We start from the raw sequence: 17,234 nt of genomic DNA on the forward strand, positions 1-17,234 counted from the left end.
GCTTTTTTTTGTTAATAAATGATGTAAATTAGTGTTATTTAAGGTTGTTATTTTGTTGTTTTTGGTCAAATTAAATCGACATTAATGTATGTTCATTCAGGTTTTTGGCGGGAGGGGAAGAGAGTTTTATGGGGGTTTTTGTGAAAAAAGCGGTGATGATTGTATTGGGCAATAAGATAAAACAAGCTGATTATTGTTAATCAACTTGCTTTATCTTTTCTAGATTAGCGTTATTTATCTATTTTTTAATTAGAAGGTAAAGCTTTCTAATGCATTATTGAATACATCTTCAGCGATGATTTCATGAATTTTAGTTGTCGGGTGGCTAACGCCCCAAAAAAGGTAACTGTCTGAGCCATTAAGGGCACAATCATCTCTTAGTGCATGGGTTTGTAAATAATTAATAGAAGAGTTTTCATTAATATCTAAACAAGAATCGGTGACATTGTGCAATCCAAAGTTTTCTGGGGTAGTTATGATTTGTTCAAAGAAACTTTCGGTATCGTATAGACTAATGTTAAGTCCTTGTGCTTGAAGTTCGGGCACCAACTCATCAATAAACGTATTAAACTTTTCGATTCTTTTTTGTACTTTTTCAATATCCTCATCACTGGCATATTTAAATTGCGGGGCTGTGCTGGCATCAATAAGATTAAGGAATAGTACATTTTCTATGCCATTATCCATTAATAAATCGATAGCTTGTTCTAAATCTTCACTGACTGCGGCAACGGTGCGATCGTAACTGACAAAATCATTGAGGCCAACTTCTAGAGTGACGAGCGTATTTTGGGGTTGATAATTTTGAGCAACTTGCACTTGCTCTAGGTAAGTTTCAATTTGTCCTGTAATGCCTTTAATAATGACATATTGATCTTCACCCGCTGCACCACCAATGGCCCAAGTATATAAAGGGAGATCGAGAGATTTAGCTAAGTACTCGGTCCAAACAAACCCATTAGAAAAGTGTCCTAAAAACCAAGTACTGTCATTGGGGAAAATCTCTTGAGAGAAGTTATAAAAATTACCCGTGTCTGAAATACTGTCACCAAAGCTGACAATTTTATTAATACTATTTGATTGCTCCGCTGCTTCATTTGTCCAAACGTTATGGTTATGAGAGAAACTACTGTCTGCTGCAAAATATGTGATATCGGCAAAGGAAGCATCGAGGGCTAAGGTCGCTTCACAACGCTCTTGAATTTCACTCTTGGTTGTTTCGGTATAAAAAATATCATTCCAGTCATTAGCCGAGTACCAATAACCTTTTAACTTATAGTAGTTACCATTTTCTTTTAATGCCCATTCCCAATCTGTGGCTGCTTGATCATGGCTATCATCGGTTCTATACCAACATTTTACATAAGTTTTTGTTTCATCTTCTTGAATCGAAGTGATTTCTTTTGTAGATAGGATATTGGTATCTGCATTTGCATAAAAAGACAGACATAAGAGTGGCAGTAAAGAATACTTTTTCATTTATACACCTTCAATCTAACCGAGTTATTATTGGTAAGCCATCTGAGTGACTCTAATTGCCTTCGAAGAATAGGATCCTTGAAGTCATTGTGTGTTTTTTGTAAACACCTTGTTTTCTTTTAACACTAATAATACTTTTAGCGAAGGCTAAATTTAGGATTACTTATTTTATTAATTAGAGTTAACATTCTATAAATATAGAAATTAACATTTGTTAATCAAAGCCAACTTTGGTGGAACTTAATTGATTAAATTTGTTAACAATGTGTGTGGGTAATTGAAGAGGGTATTGTTTAGAGAGGATGATAGGCCTGTTTTTAGTGAGTTTGACTAACGCTATTATTTAAGATTTAAAGGAATATTTTATGGATGTTTTACCTAAGCTTGTTGATTCAATGTTATCGTTTGAAAATCATATACTCACTTTAACGTTCAATCGTGATGATGTGCGTAATGCACTGACTGGAACACATATCGTGGATGATATTGTGCAAGCCATTACTTGGGCTAATGCTTGTGAAGAAGTGGCGGTTATGATCATTACAGGTACTGGTTTAGCGTTTTCGTCGGGTGGCAATGTAAAAGATATGGCGGAGCGTCAGGGGGATTTTTCTGGTAATGTGAGTGAGCTTGAGGTGCGTTATCGACGAGGTATTCAGCGTCTCCCTTTAATGATGGAGCAGGCAGAAATGCCTGTGATTGCTGCGGTGAATGGTGCAGCCATTGGCGCTGGATTTGACTTGGCGAATATGTGTGATTTACGAGTGGCATCTAACAAAGCCAAGTTTGGTGAAACTTTTATTAATCTTGGGTTGATCCCAGGTGATGGTGGGGCTTGGTTTATGCAGCGCTTGATTGGTTATCAAAAAGCAGCGGAATTGACGATGACGGGAAGAATTATTGATGCTCAGGAAGCTAAGGCGTTAGGTATAGTATTAAAGGTTGTTGAATCAGACTCTTTATTGATTGAAGCCAATAAGTTGGCACAGGAAATGGCCAATAAGCCTGCGGCGGCGTTACGATTAACCAAACGGTTGATGAAAACGGCTCAACGCACCCAATTAGCAGATTTTTTGGATATATGTGCTGTTTATCAAGGCATGGCTCATCAAGAACCTGAACATTTAAATGCGGTAAATCTGCTTATTGATAAGATGAACAAATCAAGTTAAGTAATATAGCTAAATTCCTTTTTATGTTGGCTGAGACTCGTATTTAATATTGATACCCCTAAGTGAAATGAAGGTACAGGATAATGTAGGAATAGTGGCCTTTAGGAGGCTATAGATCCACTAATGTGAGTGTTTGTGTGATGCCACATTGTTTAACAAAAGCGTTATCGTGACTAATGAGCATAAAAGCACCTTTATAAGCGGCTAACATATTTGCCAGCATTTGTTTTGACTCAATATCGAGATGATTGTCAGGTTCATCGAGTAACATGAGTGGTTGACGGTCATTTAAGTTGACTGTGAGTAAGGCGAGTTTGACTCTTTCACCTCCACTTAATTGATGGACTGGGCGATAAACAGTGTCTCCTTTAAAACCGATCCCCGCTAAGAGGGTACGGTTTTGTGTTTCATTGTGACTGTGGTTATCGGCTTGAATATATTCTAAGATTGACTGGTTATTACTCATTAAATCAATATGTTGATCTAAAAAATAAAGCGCCGTGTTCATATGCAACTTGCCTTGTTTGAGGTTGATTTTTTTTAGTAATACATTAAATAATGTCGATTTTCCGCTGCCATTGGCGCCTTGTAGGTGAATTTTGTCATTGGAATAAAGACATAGCTGAATGGGGCGTATATCGCCGAAAGGTAATATCCCCCTTTCGATTCTAAGCAAGGAGGTCTTTTTATTTGATGTTTGGGGTAAAGGTAAGTGATGTTCTTGAGGCTGTGCTTGACGGGCATGAAGTTGATTGACTGCTTGTTGCAAAGACTTACTGTGGGATTGATACTGTTTGATGCGACTTGACGCTTTTGAGGTGGCTTTGTCTTTCATTGCATTGAGTAACATTTTTGATTGACTGCCTTTTTTACGGGTTTTATTTCCCATTGCGGCACGTTTATCGGCTTTTTCTTTATTTGATTGATACTGTTTTTGTTCTTTTTTTTGTTGTGTTTGAAGTTGAGATAACTGACGTTCAATCGCACCTTGATCTTGTGTTTTTTGGTTTACATAACAATCGTAATTACCGCCGTATTCAGTTAACCCCAATGAACTGAGTTCCCAAATATGTTCCATTTCTCTGAGTAATAAGCGGTCGTGGCTGATCAATAAAATATGCCCAGAAAAATGCTGTATTTGTTGTATTAACCATTTTTTTGCTTGTAAATCTAGATGATTACTAGGTTCATCCAAAATCAAGAGGCCTGCGTCGGATTGAAACAGTTTCCATAATCGTAAGAAGGAAAGTTGACCTCCACTGAGTTTTTGACACAGCATGCGCGTGTCGCTGGGGAGTTTGAGCTGTAACAGTAAATGTGAGATTTTTTCTTTCAATAGCCAGTTATCACCAATAATATCGAACCATTTTGTATCAATATGACCTTGTTCAATCATGTCGAGTGCATCAAGTATATGTTCTATCTCTAGGAATTGCGCGATGGTGAGGTGAGGTGAAATATCATCCAAGGCGTATTGATGGTAGCCTTGTACTTGAGTATTTAGTGTGACAGAACCTGTTGTTGGAATGCGCTTTTGTGATAATAACTCAGCAAGAATTGACTTGCCTGAGCCATTTCGTCCAATTAAGCCTGTTAGACGTGCCTGTAGACAGCAAGAAATATTGTTGAATAAATATACACCATTCTCAAATTGATAAGAAAGGTGAGTCGCGTGTAATAAAGGCATAGTAATCCTCTTAAATGAGAGAGGATGAGACGCTGACTGATAGGCTCAAATGTTGAGTAAGCATTGTCAGTAAGAGAGTGCTGATGGATAGCGATAAATGAGTGTACAGATCATCACGAAGCAGCGTCTAATCCTATTAGTCCAAATGAAAATTAAAAATGGATAATAGGGTTAGTTGTTCATGTTGGCGTCATCTGTATCGTGGAGTTATCGTTTATTTTAACGACTAACGCGGTTAAAAATCAACCCTAAACAGTGCGGGCATAGAATGGAGAGTTTGGATGGATTTATCACTGGCAAGTAAATTACCCCATGTGGGGCCGACGATTTTTTCTGTGATGACGCAATTAGCTAATGAGCATAATGCGATTAATTTGTCTCAAGGGTTTCCGGATTTTCAGTGTCCAAAGGCATTAATCGAAAGGGTTCATTTTTATATGAAACGGGGTGAGAATCAATATGCTCCGATGGCTGGAGTTCCTTTGTTACAACAACAAATTGCCGCGAAAGTTGACAATTTATATCAATTAAAAATAAGGGCTCAGGAAGAAGTAACAATTACTTCTGGTGCGACTGAAGCGTTATTTTGTGCGATTCAAACTGTGGTGAAACCCAGTGATGAAGTGATTGTTTTTGACCCTTGTTATGACTCCTATGAGCCTGCTATTTGCTTGGCGGGTGGAAAGGTGGTGCACTTAACGCTGGTGAGGCCTGATTATCATATTGATTGGGCGCGAGTGAGGGCATCAATTAATCATCGTACACGGTTAATTATTATCAACAGTCCTCATAATCCAACAGGGGCAATACTGACAGAAGAAGATTTACAACAGTTAGCTGACATTGTCGATGAACATGACTTATTTGTCATATCTGATGAGGTATATGAACATATTGTTTTTGAAGGAGAAGCTCATCAAAGTGTGCTGAGATATTCTAATTTATATCGACGTAGCTTTGCCATTTTCTCGTTTGGAAAAACGTATCATGTAACGGGATGGAAAGTGGGTTATTGTATTGCGCCGCCGATGCTGAGTAATGAGTTTAGAAAGGTACATCAATTTGTTACCTTTGATACTGCCACACCTTTACAATTTGCCTTAGCTGATTTTATGAAAAGCTCTCCGCAGCATTATTTAGCGCTTCCTCAGTTTTACCAGCAAAAAAGAGATTTATTCTGTCGACTATTAAAGGATTCTAAGTTCAAGTTAACGCCATCTAAAGGGACATTTTTTCAATTATTAGAATATAGTGGTATTACTGCAGAGCATGATGTGGATTATGCCAAGCGCTTGACAGTTGATACAGGTATCGCTGCGATTCCTATTTCTGTTTTTTCTCAGCAAGCAATAAAAGACAAGTACTTGCGTTTTTGTTTTGCAAAAGATGATGCGACATTAATTCGAGCGGCTGAAATATTGAATCAATTATAGTATCACTTGTGTTTAAGTGGGCTTAAGCCAATCCATTAAATGGTTGGATAATATTGAAGGTTCTTCCAAGGGAAGCATATGCCCAGATGATTCATTAGGGAGAAGCGTACAATTATGATAACTGTTAGCAAATTTGACTAACCATTCAGTGTTAATTAACGGATCTTGCGTATTGTAAAAAAAAGTAATATTGATTGATAGATCCGTTAGTGCTTCAAATAAGTCCTCTCTGTGTGTTGTCCATTTGAGCTGACTTTTAAGGGTTTTTTCACCTAATTCCATATCCATACGCATGATAGTATCGATAATTTCTTCGTTTTGAGCATGTGTATTTAACATGCTATTGGCCTTTTGACGAGTGATCCCTTTATAACCGTAGGTATTGATGTATTCGAGTGTTTCTTCTCGTCCGGTAATTTCATTGGCTGATAAAGGGCAGGGGCTATTTGAAATGATAAAAACCTTATTAACTCTATGGGGATATTTTGTAGAAAAGTAGGCTGCAATATATCCCCCCACTGAGAAACCCACAATATTGACTTTTTGTTCTTGAATGATTTCTTCTAATGAGTCGGTAATGCTGTCTAAATCGAGCCCACTCAGAATGGGAATATGGAATAAATCATATTCTTTACTCAATAAGCTTGAGAGCTTATCCCATAGTTTGGCATTACACATAGTACCAGGGAGTAAATAAATTTTTTCTTTCATTGAGCCGCCGTTCAAAAAATCTCTGATGTTGCGAGTGGTTATTTTACAATCAATTGGTTGCTTTTGTTAAGAGGTTAAGCGGAGTAAAACAACGCTTACTTGTTTTATCTTAGCAATATTTCATTAAATATGATCAAAATGTATCGATTTATGCACAGGAAAACAGCGTCTTTTAGTAGTAATAAATCATGATTTTATCTTTACTATATTCATGATGGATTTTATTTATTAGATTGAATTAGAAAGTTTTTTAAGATCGGGTGAGGCAGAAAGATAAATTGGATGCTTCTTTTTCATTATGTTATTCGTGATTATGACTAGAGCTTGGAGATCTTTCGTGAGTAAATGATGTTTGAGATAAACGTATTTTATGGCCCCCTTTATTAAAAAAAGGAGGCTTAGAAGACTAGGACGTTCTTAGCTTATTCAATTTTTTTCTAATCAATAAGTAAACAATAAAAGCAAACCAAGAAATAAAAATGATGGCTACAATCCAAGCAATTTTCTCAAATTTGGATAGTTTAGAAGAACAAGCGATAAAGAGAACAGGCGCAATCCATGCGATGATATAAATTAAGGTTAACATTCCAAGCCACTTACCTTGATAGGTTTCCTGTTAGATGATGATATTCCTCAAGCATGAGGAATATTGATTTTATTGAACTTTTATTAAAAAGAAAAGCTTATTTTTGTTTGGTATTTAAAAATAGTGTGATGAACGCGGGTAAATTGATTAACCAAATAAAAATAGTACCAAATGTATAGAGTGTGTTGGGGGAGTTTTCATGTTGGATCACATGAGTGAGATAAGTGTAGAGAATATTTTCAGACAGACAAAATAGACCGATAAATATCCAGCTATAAAAAGAGAATAGTCTTTTTTTGTAAGTATAACTAAATACCGAGAGCAATAAGGCGCTACTGGCTAGTGTATCTAAAATATCAATAAAGCGTGTTTCTTTTCCCATGAGCCCAATATAACCTAGAAATGTCATGCATAAAAAAGCAAAGAAATATACTTTCCAAGCAATGATTCGCTTATGTCCTTTTAAAAAAGAAATACCAGAGGATGACCGAGGTGAAATACGACTATCTAGCACGATAACCCCTTATAGTTATTGTTATATGGATTGATTCAAAAAAGCCGATGAAGCTTGTGCTCTAATTTAGAGTAATGATATCACATTTCGTGTCGACTTTTCATTTTTAGTTTAAATATCGACCATTTAAAGTCAGTCACTTTAGGTCTATGAATAACAAATGTTTAGCTTCTTGTCGTGCATGTGATGGTTAATGAAGTACAGATTAAATTTATTCTAACTGCGGAATATATTGATTTAGCTATCAGATCATATTATTAACGTTTGATTTTTTAACGTATTGGATTGTTAGTAAGAGACAGGGGGTTACATTCCTAGGTTATCTTCACTATAACTTTGGTGAATAGTAGGCTAAAGGGTAAGGGACTATATGTTGCTGATATTGTGTGTTTTTTGAATTCGATGTGTGAATAATAATTTCATTTCCATTTATGCTTCTGTTTTTTATGGTTTATTTTTATTTTGTTGTTACGATTTTTTTGTTTCCTTCATGTTGAACCTGTTCACTGTTTTTATTTACAGAGCTGATCTTCTCTTGAGACCCAAGCAATCCCTTTTCCGACTTTTTAAGTGGAATGTAGTATAATAGTCTCGAAAAGAGTACGAGCCTGTCCGAGTTGATAGAGAATATCAAAGATTACGCAGTATCGTTGTTCGAACGCCAAAAAAGAGGAATGTTGCCGTGCTAGAAGCATATCGCAAACACGTCGCAGAACGTGCTGAAGAGGGCGTAGTCCCTAAACCACTTGATGCTCAACAGGTATCTGAACTTGTTGAATTAGTGAAAAATCCCCCTGCAGGTGAAGAAGCGTTTATTCTTGATTTGCTTGAAAATAGGATCCCACCCGGAGTTGATGAAGCAGCTTATGTCAAAGCAGGTTTTCTTGATGCATTAGCCCGAGGCGATGCACAGTCATCAATCATATCTTCAGCGCGAGCAGTAGAACTGCTTGGCACAATGCAAGGTGGTTATAATATTGAACCATTGATTGCACAATTAGATAATGAAGCTCAAGCACCGCTAGCGGTAGCTGCCTTGTCACAAACACTGTTGATGTTTGATTCTTTCCATGATGTGGTAGAGAAAATGCAAGCCGGTAATGCAGCCGCTAAGCAAGTTGTCGAGTCTTGGGCTAATGCAGATTGGTTTTTAAATCGTCCTAAATTGGCTGAAAAAATTTCATTAACGGTTTTTAAAGTTTCTGGTGAAACTAATACTGATGATTTATCACCAGCACCAGATGCTTGGTCTCGCCCTGATATTCCATTACACGCCTTAGCCATGTTAAAAAATGCCCGCGATGGCATTGTGCCTGATGTCGCCGGTACAGTGGGTCCAATTAAAGAAATTGAAGCGTTAAAAGCGAAAGGTTTCCCATTAGTCTATGTGGGGGATGTTGTTGGAACAGGATCTTCTCGTAAATCTGCTACGAATTCAGTGTTATGGTTCATGGGAGATGATATCCCTAATGTGCCTAATAAACGTGGCGGTGGCTTCTGTTTTGGAGGTAAAATTGCACCTATTTTCTTCAATACAATGGAAGATGCTGGGGCATTACCGATTGAACTTGATGTAAGCCAAATGGAAATGGGGGATGTTGTTGATATTTACCCTTATGAAGGTAAAGTGAAGCGCCATGATTCTGATGAGGTTATTTCAGAGTTTGCATTGAAAACAGATGTATTAATGGATGAAGTGCGAGCCGGTGGCCGTATTCCTTTAATTATTGGTCGTGGTCTGACTGATCGTGCTCGTGAAGTATTAAATTTAGGTGCATCAACAGAGTTTGTTCGTCCTCAAGACGTTGCTGATACGGGCAAAGGTTTTACTCTTGCACAGAAAATGGTAGGTAAAGCTTGTGGTGTGACCGGTATCCGCCCAGGACAATACTGTGAACCTAAAATGACGTCTGTTGGCTCTCAAGATACGACAGGTCCTATGACGCGTGATGAATTAAAAGATCTCGCTTGTTTAGGTTTTAGCGCTGATTTGACTATGCAATCTTTCTGTCACACTGCTGCTTATCCGAAACCGATTGATGTTAATACCCATCATACATTGCCTGACTTTATTATGAATCGAGGAGGGGTGTCATTGCGCCCAGGTGATGGGGTTATCCATTCATGGTTAAACCGCATGTTATTGCCTGATACTGTCGGTACGGGTGGCGATTCACATACTCGTTTCCCAATTGGAATATCATTTCCTGCAGGATCGGGGTTAGTGGCATTTGCTGCGGCAACAGGGGTGATGCCTCTTGATATGCCTGAGTCGGTATTGGTACGTTTTAAAGGTGAAATGCAGCCTGGGATCACTTTACGTGATTTGGTACATGCCATTCCACATAAAGCCATTGAGCAAGGTTTATTGACCGTTGAGAAGAAAGGTAAAGTGAATTTCTTCTCGGGCCGAGTGCTTGAAATTGAAGGTCTTGAGCAATTAAAAGTTGAGCAAGCTTTTGAGTTGTCTGATGCATCTGCAGAGCGAAGTGCGGCAGGTTGTACCATTAAATTAGGTCAAGAACCTATTATTGAATACCTCAATTCAAATATTGTTATGTTGAAATGGATGATTGAGGAAGGTTATGGCGATCGCCGAACCATTGAGCGTCGTATTTTGGCTATGCAAGAGTGGTTAGCAGATCCTGAGTTAATGGAAGCTGATGCTGATGCTGAATATGCCGCTGTTATTGAGATTGATTTGAATGATATCAAAGAGCCAATTCTTTGTGCACCAAATGATCCTGATGATGCCGTGTTACTCTCTGACGTTGCGAATACGCAAATTGATGAGGTGTTTGTCGGTTCATGTATGACTAACATTGGTCATTTCAGAGCAACGGGGAAAATGTTGGATAAGTTTGCCACCAGTTTACCGACTCGCCTTTGGATTGCTCCACCAACAAAAATGGACAGAGATCAACTGACCGAAGAAGGTTATTATGCCATCTTTGGCCGTGTTGGGGCGAGAATTGAGATCCCTGGCTGTTCATTATGTATGGGTAACCAAGCACGTGTAGCAGAGGGAGCGACAGTGGTTTCAACTTCGACACGTAACTTCCCAAATCGTTTGGGTACGGGGGCCAATGTGTATTTGGCGTCAGCTGAGTTAGCTGCTGTTGCTGCATTATTAGGTCGTTTACCGACTACAGAGGAGTATCAAACTTATGCTAAAGAGTTAGATGCTACCGCTGCAGATACGTATCGATACCTTAACTTCGATCAATTACCTGCTTATACAGAAAAAGCCGGTAAAGTGATTTTTCAATCCGCAGTTTAATGTGATTGTGTGATGTAAAAAAGCCTGCTAAACGCAGGCTTTTTTTATGGGAAATCGCATAGACAGGTAAAACTAAGAATATTTTGTGTGTAATACTTCGAGTAATTTATCTTCTAATGCAAAGCGTGTTTCCATTGCATGCCCTAAGGAAGACAGATCCTTATCTAAATGATAAAGCACGTTATCATCTGCTGATTCTGTGTATTTATCATTAAAATCAAGTGCAGTATCGGTGGTTTCACTGATTTGAGGTACCAGTTGTTGGGCGAGGGCTTGGCTTGAAGTACCATTTTTTTCGCAAGCTGTGACGACTTGATCGAAAATTTCGAAATGTCCTTCAGAGACATAGTCCATTAAAAGATCACAAAAAGCTTTAATTGAACCGAAAGTGGGAAGAGTATTTTCAATGGGATCATAGGGAGGGAGGCCTGCAATTTGACAATAATTAATTAACAAATTTCGGCGGTTATTGAGCCATTGATCAATGAGTGAATTAGAACCACCCCATTTTTGTTGGGCTCTTTCGAGTTTTTTTAACATTTGATTTCCCATGACACACGGTTTCCATTAACTCTAATGTAGAGAGATCGGCAAGGTTTATCAACTGTTTTTTGCTGGTTTTTTAGTCGAAATTGTTATTGGAATTATATCGAAAAGTTATAGTCAGGGTGGGAAATAATAAAATGCCCAGAGGTAGCAAGCTATCTCTGGGCGAGTAAGTTTTGTACTGGCTCGATGTAACGAGCTCTTGATTGTTTTTGCTAGCGCAGAAAGTTTATATCAAAGCTGAGAGCTTCGTGCAACCTTTTTGTAATATTATTGTACATTGATTTAATATTGAGCATGTTCTAATTTAGTGCTTTTATGTGACTTGGAGGCTAAAGTTGGCTGGTCAATTTAACCAGATATGATTAATGGCTTGTTATCACATAAATACGCAGATAGAGGTTACTTTGTCTGCGTAAATGCTAAACTAGCCAACAAAGCTGATATCGATAACTAGTTTAGGAAGTGAGCCAAATGGCAGAATTAAAGAATGATCGTTACTTACGTGCTTTGCTAAAGCAGCCTGTAGACAGGACACCGGTATGGATGATGCGTCAAGCGGGTCGTTATCTTCCTGAATATAAAGCGACACGAGCACAAGCGGGCGATTTTATGTCTTTATGTCGAAATCAAGAATTAGCGTGTGAGGTAACATTACAGCCTTTGCGTCGTTATGATTTAGACGCGGCGATTTTATTTTCTGATATTTTAACGGTTCCTGATGCGATGGGATTAGGGCTTTATTTTGAAACGGGCGAAGGTCCGCGCTTTGAACGTCCAACCGATACCATCGAGTCGATTAAAAAATTAGCCATTCCCGATCCTGAAGATGAGTTAGGTTATGTGATGCGTGCGGTGAGCACCATCAGACGTGAGCTTAAAGGTGAAGTACCACTGATTGGTTTTTCTGGATCACCTTGGACACTGGCGACATACATGGTGGAAGGTGGATCGAGTAAGACATTTGAAAAAATTAAAAAAATGGCATACGCTGAGCCCGCGGCATTACATATGTTACTCGATAAGTTAGCTGATTCTGTTATCTTGTATTTAAATGCCCAAGTGGCTAATGGTGCCCAATCGTTAATGATTTTTGACTCTTGGGGTGGTGCATTATCTCATCATGCTTATCGAGAGTTTTCACTGCGTTATATGCAAAAAATTGTCGATGGATTAACCCGTTTTGCTGATGGCCGACAAGTGCCAGTGACGTTATTTACTAAAGGTGGCGGCTTATGGCTTGAGTCTATGGCCGAAACCGGTTGTGATGCACTTGGACTTGATTGGACTGTGGATATTGGGGATGCCCGCCGCCGTGTTGGTCATAAAGTGGCGTTGCAAGGCAATATGGATCCGTCGATGCTTTATGCATCACCTGAGCGTATTGAGCAAGAAGTGGCTCAAATATTGGCGAGCTACGGTAGTGGTACGGGTCATGTGTTCAACTTAGGCCATGGTATACATCAACATGTGGATCCTGAGCATGCAGGCGCTTTTATTAAAGCCGTGAATCAGTTGTCAGGACAATACCATAAGTAAGTCTGATTAATTTGTGTAAATGGCTGTAGAATCATATGATTAAAGTCACAAACCATAGTGTATGGTTTGTGACTTATGTTTAAAAACGATACTAATAATAACTAATGTAAATTAATGAGTGATTTTGTTTGCGCTGTTGCTCTTGCTATATCCGCATTTTGTTGAGCGATATTCAGTTTGTCTTCCCATGAGGATATCTTTTCCAGTATAGAGTTAACTTTTTCTCTGCTTTTGAGTGTTTCTAGGTGTAATGCATCGAGGTTATTTTTTGTTAATTGTACTTCTACTTTTGCTTTTGAGTGTTTTGCAGCAAATACGGGGGAACTTTGGTCTGTTGTAACTGCTAGTTCATGCTCTTGCTCTAACCTTTGAAGTGCTTGTTTGGCATTGTTCCAGAATGTAATTGCCTTCTCTTCATTATTTTCAGCAAGATTTAAATTTTTTGTTTCAGCTACAAATTCTTTTTGAGCATACTCAAGTCGACTTTTAGGAAATTCAATGAGATCTTCAACTTCTCTTTGTTCGTATGCAAAAAGTAAACGCATTCTTGCTTCTTCAACTTCGTAATTTCTGCGTGCAGTATGGGATAATCCGGATATTTCATTAGTAAGTTCATTAAAAGCAGACACTTCATTACCGCCATTCCTGATTATGCGAGTGGCTAATTCAAATACATAAGCTCCACAACTTGAGCCTGTTTTATTTTGAATTTGTCCTTGCAGTACTTTAGTGGATAGTGAAATTTCTTTTGATTGTGGTGCCAGAGTTTTTATGGCATCCATCATATTTTGCATTGCTTTTGTATAACCTGAAGAAGTTGATAGCCCAGTAAATTCTATTTGATTACCAGTATGTTTTGCAGTAATTAACATCCAATGCCCTCCTTTACAAAACGGGAATTGTGCTGTTTGTCCGGGGGTTAATTCTTTTAAAGTCTTTTGAACAGCTGCTTTCTGTTTTGCCGAAGCACTGGCTCCGGGACTGTTATCAGGTTCATCTGGTGATTGCACGAGATCTAATGTGAGTGGATTAGAAAAGGATTTGACGTTGTCCTGATCTCTTAATGTTTCAAAGCTGGAACGTATCACCTCATGAGAAATCGTTTGTCCTGAAGTGACTGTTTCATGTTTAATATTATCTACTTTTGCATTTCTTATTGCTTCAGGCTTATAAGTTATAAAGGGGGTATATGCAGCAAGAAACTCTTTAATATCTGCTTTCCATTGAGATGCTTTCATACTACAAAAATTAAGCCCATCTCTAAGTAGATTAGAATTAGTAAAGCTAATGTTATCTTTTGAATTATAAGAATCTTTTATTGTGAGTTCTTGAAATTGATGCTGGGTTTGCAGTACTCGACTTGCGTTCAATAGAGAAGGGGTGGTTTTTTGTGTTTCATTTGCGCTTTGTACAGAGGCTTTTGCATGGCTTTGAATGCCCGGTTGTTGGCTTAAATGATTCGCTTTGGCCGCTTTAGCCATAGTACAAAGCCTGAGAATATCACCTTCTTTGAGGGGGGATGTTTTGCCACTTTGTTGATTGGTAATATTGCTAAAAAATTCATCTAATGGTTTTTGATCTAGCCCTGCTTTTGCATACAAGTTTGTAAAAGCAGTTTGAGTCGCTTTAAATGCGAGCGTAGCGCTTTCTTTGCTTAATGAACCTTGCTGACTAGGGTACAAACTGCCAGTTTTTGTTGTATCTCTAGCATATAAAACAATGGAATCTCCTTGTTGCTGACTAGCTAATTGAATATTGTGATTATTACTGGCCGAAGCAAGGTTTCTTACGCTCGAACTCAAATTATCAACATCATTCCAAGAGAATGATTGAGGTGTGAAGCTAACCGTCATTGAGTATTCCTTATCTTATCTGAAATATATTATGTTAAATTATTTTGGGTTGTTTTTTGATCAGTGAAAGACCTGATATTAGGCTCTAATTAATATTGCTATAGTAGTTGGAACTTGAAATGGTATGAGTGTGTGAATGTATAATGTAAAACAAATAGATATGATGTTTTCAGAGGTAGGTGCATTGATTGATGCGCAGAGCATTATTAAACTTGATGAGCAACACTGGAAAATTGTGTTTGCAGAAGGCAAGGAGGTTAATGTTATTCATACACCTGATTCTCACAAACTCACATTAGAGTCATCCATAGGGAGCAGTGCGGTAACTCTTAAAGAAGCCTTCTACACATTACTGCTAGAGTATAATTATTGTTGGCGTGATACAGGCGGGATCCGTATGGCGATGTATAATGATAATTTAATTCAACTATTTGATTTGTTTACTCAAGAGTTAAGTGTGAATATCTTAGTAGATGTATTATTGCGTTTTTCTGAGCGTTTAAACGTTTGGAGTGAAATGTTAAGTGAGTTTGATTAATATAGCCGGAATTCGGGCTAAGCAGTGCTGCTTAAGATCGCTATTTTTGCTTTCATCTGTGTCTTGCTATTAGATAGGAAATCCCGCCCTTGATATCGACAAAAATATCGACATTTATCAAAAAGTGAAATAAATAAAAATAAGTGAGTTAATTAACATATTAATTTTAAATGTAATTTAATCTCTATCTGACACCCGTTATCTGGAATTTAGCGATATCACAATACATTGGTTTATCGTTTTTAAATAATACCCAAGTTAGTTGGGTATTATTAATGTGGGTATTAATGTCGATTGGAGAGTAAGTTTTGGGGAGGGGAAAATTTATAGCCTACCCCCCACACTGTTTCAACTAAGTCTGCACAGCCATCTTGTTTGGGTAATTTAGCGCGTAATCGGTTTATATGGCTGTTTACGGTATGCTCGTAGCCAGAATGTGAATATCCCCATACGGCTTCTAATAATTGCATTCGGCTAAATACTTGCTTTGGATGCGTTGCGAGGTAAGCTAAGAGATCAAATTCTCGTGCCGTTAAGGTTAACACTTCCTCAAGTATGATGACTTCACGGGTTTGCTTATTAATTTTTATCCCGTTGTACGCTAATGCGTTTACCGAATGAGCTGCGTTAACACAGCGTCTTAATAGCGCTTTGACTCGAGCTCTAAATTCCAGAGCGCTAAAAGGCTTAGTGATGTAATCGTCGGCGCCTGAATCGAGCCCTAATACAATATCAGCTTCACTATCATGAGTGGTAAGTAACATGCAGGGGGTGGGGTTGCTCTTGCCACTTATTTTTTGACACAAAAAAATACCATCTCCGTCAGGAAGCTGTCTCTCCATAATAATGAGATCTATGTTATCTTGTGTTAATTGTAAATCCGCGTGGGCTAAATGAGTGCAATGGCTCACATGAACGTTAAGGGTTTGAAGGTTTAAAATAATCTGATTTGCAACCAGCTCATCTTGTTCAATAAGAAGAATATGTTTCTTTATCTGCTCTGAGAAATAAGGGGTCATTCCATTCATAATTCGCATCCAAAGTCGGTCCTAATAAATGAGACCTGTGTTTGTTGCTTTTTATTTCAGCAATAACCGTATTTTTTTAAAAGGGGATAATTAAGCCCGTGATGATTCCACAGGCTAATCATTGTTATTGTTTATTGTATACGTTCTATTTTGATATTGAGGCTGGGGTTATCAAATCTGTGATGAGCGGAAAGCACCGAGTTCATCAGGCCATCATCAGAGCTGATTATACCAGGGTGCAGGTGAACACGATCAATATCATCCCTCGTACTATTAAAGCCTTCGCCGCCATCAGCAGGCCCAGGTATGGTGCCTTGTTCTTCAGAATTGGCTTCAGTACCCGCATCATAGACTGAAGTTTGCCATTCCATGGTTTCATTGAGAGATAAATGGGTAAAGCTGACATCGGTAAAGCCGGTAAATGCATCATTGGTATTGACTAACATGGTTGCCAGTGATGCCGTAAGCTCAGTATCGTCAGACATACTCAAGGTAAAAGTTTCACTACCTCCAGGAAGGAGTATTGCTTCACCTGTTATATTGTATTCATTTCCTTCTAGTGCGAGGAGTTGACTGTTGTCGCCAGATTCAGCCATTGTCTCAATCGCTAGACTACTGGGCTGTCCTTGTTGCCATAACTTTGTATTTGCTTCATGTGTGATTAAAGCTAAGGGTGACATTGGTTGCGAAGATGTTAAATTGGTGACTGTCACCGTATATTGTTGTGTGCTTTCGGTTGGAGTATCATCCGTGTTTGGCAAGCTGTTATCGTCATCATCTGAACAAGCAGTTAAGCTTAAGCTCGCCAGAACTATACTGGTGAGCAGTACGGACTTCTTGGGGGGAAAAGACAAATTCATAAGGCTGT

The 17,234-nt window shown here is 38.3% G+C and carries 13 protein-coding genes; 5 read left to right on the top strand and 8 right to left on the bottom strand.

Annotated features, from left to right (window positions below):
- Positions 1 to 249: 249 nt before the first annotated feature.
- Positions 250 to 1,479, bottom strand: a complete 1,230-nt coding sequence (locus tag Q0976_RS09120) for an SGNH/GDSL hydrolase family protein (RefSeq protein ID WP_299493211.1) — start codon at positions 1,477 to 1,479, stop codon at positions 250 to 252.
- A gap of 365 nt (positions 1,480 to 1,844) precedes the next feature.
- On the opposite strand from Q0976_RS09120, the gene Q0976_RS09125 reads away from it, so the two are divergent.
- Positions 1,845 to 2,651 (top strand): enoyl-CoA hydratase-related protein, encoded by an 807-nt coding sequence (locus Q0976_RS09125; RefSeq protein ID WP_299493213.1) that lies wholly within the window; start codon positions 1,845 to 1,847, stop codon positions 2,649 to 2,651.
- Positions 2,652 to 2,760: 109 nt separating this feature from the next.
- Here the strand turns inward: Q0976_RS09125 and Q0976_RS09130 are convergent, their stop codons facing one another.
- Positions 2,761 to 4,338: an ATP-binding cassette domain-containing protein gene (locus tag Q0976_RS09130; protein ID WP_299493215.1), complete on the bottom strand. Its 1,578-nt coding sequence runs from the start codon at positions 4,336 to 4,338 to the stop codon at positions 2,761 to 2,763.
- Between the two features lie 281 nt (positions 4,339 to 4,619).
- Here Q0976_RS09130 and Q0976_RS09135 point away from each other — a divergent pair, with 281 nt between their 5' ends.
- Positions 4,620 to 5,771, top strand: a complete 1,152-nt coding sequence (locus tag Q0976_RS09135; RefSeq protein WP_299493216.1) for a methionine aminotransferase — start codon at positions 4,620 to 4,622, stop codon at positions 5,769 to 5,771.
- A gap of 12 nt (positions 5,772 to 5,783) precedes the next feature.
- Here Q0976_RS09135 and Q0976_RS09140 read toward each other — a convergent pair whose 3' ends face one another.
- A complete protein-coding gene (locus Q0976_RS09140) occupies positions 5,784 to 6,482 on the bottom strand; it encodes an alpha/beta hydrolase (protein WP_299493217.1) in 699 nt (232 codons plus the stop codon).
- Positions 6,483 to 7,165: 683 nt separating this feature from the next.
- Positions 7,166 to 7,582: a hypothetical protein gene (locus tag Q0976_RS09145; protein WP_299493218.1), complete on the bottom strand. Its 417-nt coding sequence runs from the start codon at positions 7,580 to 7,582 to the stop codon at positions 7,166 to 7,168.
- Positions 7,583 to 8,264: 682 nt separating this feature from the next.
- On the opposite strand from Q0976_RS09145, the gene acnB reads away from it, so the two are divergent.
- Positions 8,265 to 10,862, top strand: a complete 2,598-nt coding sequence (gene acnB / locus Q0976_RS09150; RefSeq protein ID WP_299493219.1) for a bifunctional aconitate hydratase 2/2-methylisocitrate dehydratase — start codon at positions 8,265 to 8,267, stop codon at positions 10,860 to 10,862.
- A 72-nt stretch (positions 10,863 to 10,934) separates the two neighbouring features.
- Here the strand turns inward: acnB and rsd are convergent, their stop codons facing one another.
- Positions 10,935 to 11,402, bottom strand: coding sequence for a sigma D regulator (gene rsd / locus Q0976_RS09155; protein WP_299493220.1), 468 nt, complete (start codon positions 11,400 to 11,402; stop codon positions 10,935 to 10,937).
- A gap of 480 nt (positions 11,403 to 11,882) precedes the next feature.
- On the opposite strand from rsd, the gene hemE reads away from it, so the two are divergent.
- Positions 11,883 to 12,947 carry a uroporphyrinogen decarboxylase gene (hemE, locus tag Q0976_RS09160; RefSeq protein WP_299493221.1) on the top strand — a complete coding sequence of 355 codons (1,065 nt, stop codon included), beginning with the start codon at positions 11,883 to 11,885 and terminating at the stop codon, positions 12,945 to 12,947.
- Positions 12,948 to 13,048: 101 nt separating this feature from the next.
- Here hemE and Q0976_RS09165 read toward each other — a convergent pair whose 3' ends face one another.
- Entirely contained in the window at positions 13,049 to 14,800 is a 1,752-nt protein-coding gene (locus Q0976_RS09165; RefSeq protein WP_299493222.1) for a hypothetical protein, read from the bottom strand.
- Positions 14,801 to 14,936: 136 nt separating this feature from the next.
- On the opposite strand from Q0976_RS09165, the gene Q0976_RS09170 reads away from it, so the two are divergent.
- Entirely contained in the window at positions 14,937 to 15,338 is a 402-nt protein-coding gene (locus tag Q0976_RS09170) for a type III secretion system chaperone (RefSeq protein WP_299493223.1), read from the top strand.
- A gap of 284 nt (positions 15,339 to 15,622) precedes the next feature.
- Here Q0976_RS09170 and Q0976_RS09175 read toward each other — a convergent pair whose 3' ends face one another.
- Together Q0976_RS09175 and Q0976_RS09180 are read right to left on the bottom strand one after the other, a co-directional pair.
- A complete protein-coding gene (locus Q0976_RS09175) occupies positions 15,623 to 16,366 on the bottom strand; it encodes a response regulator transcription factor (RefSeq protein ID WP_299493224.1) in 744 nt (247 codons plus the stop codon).
- Positions 16,367 to 16,497: 131 nt separating this feature from the next.
- On the bottom strand, positions 16,498 to 17,226 hold the full coding sequence (locus Q0976_RS09180; RefSeq protein ID WP_299493225.1) for a spondin domain-containing protein: 729 nt from the start codon (positions 17,224 to 17,226) through the stop codon (positions 16,498 to 16,500).
- Between the last annotated feature and the right edge of the window lie 8 nt (positions 17,227 to 17,234).

Origin of the sequence: uncultured Shewanella sp. (assembly GCF_947501665.1) — a bacterium.
Taxonomy (GTDB): domain Bacteria; phylum Pseudomonadota; class Gammaproteobacteria; order Enterobacterales; family Shewanellaceae; genus Shewanella.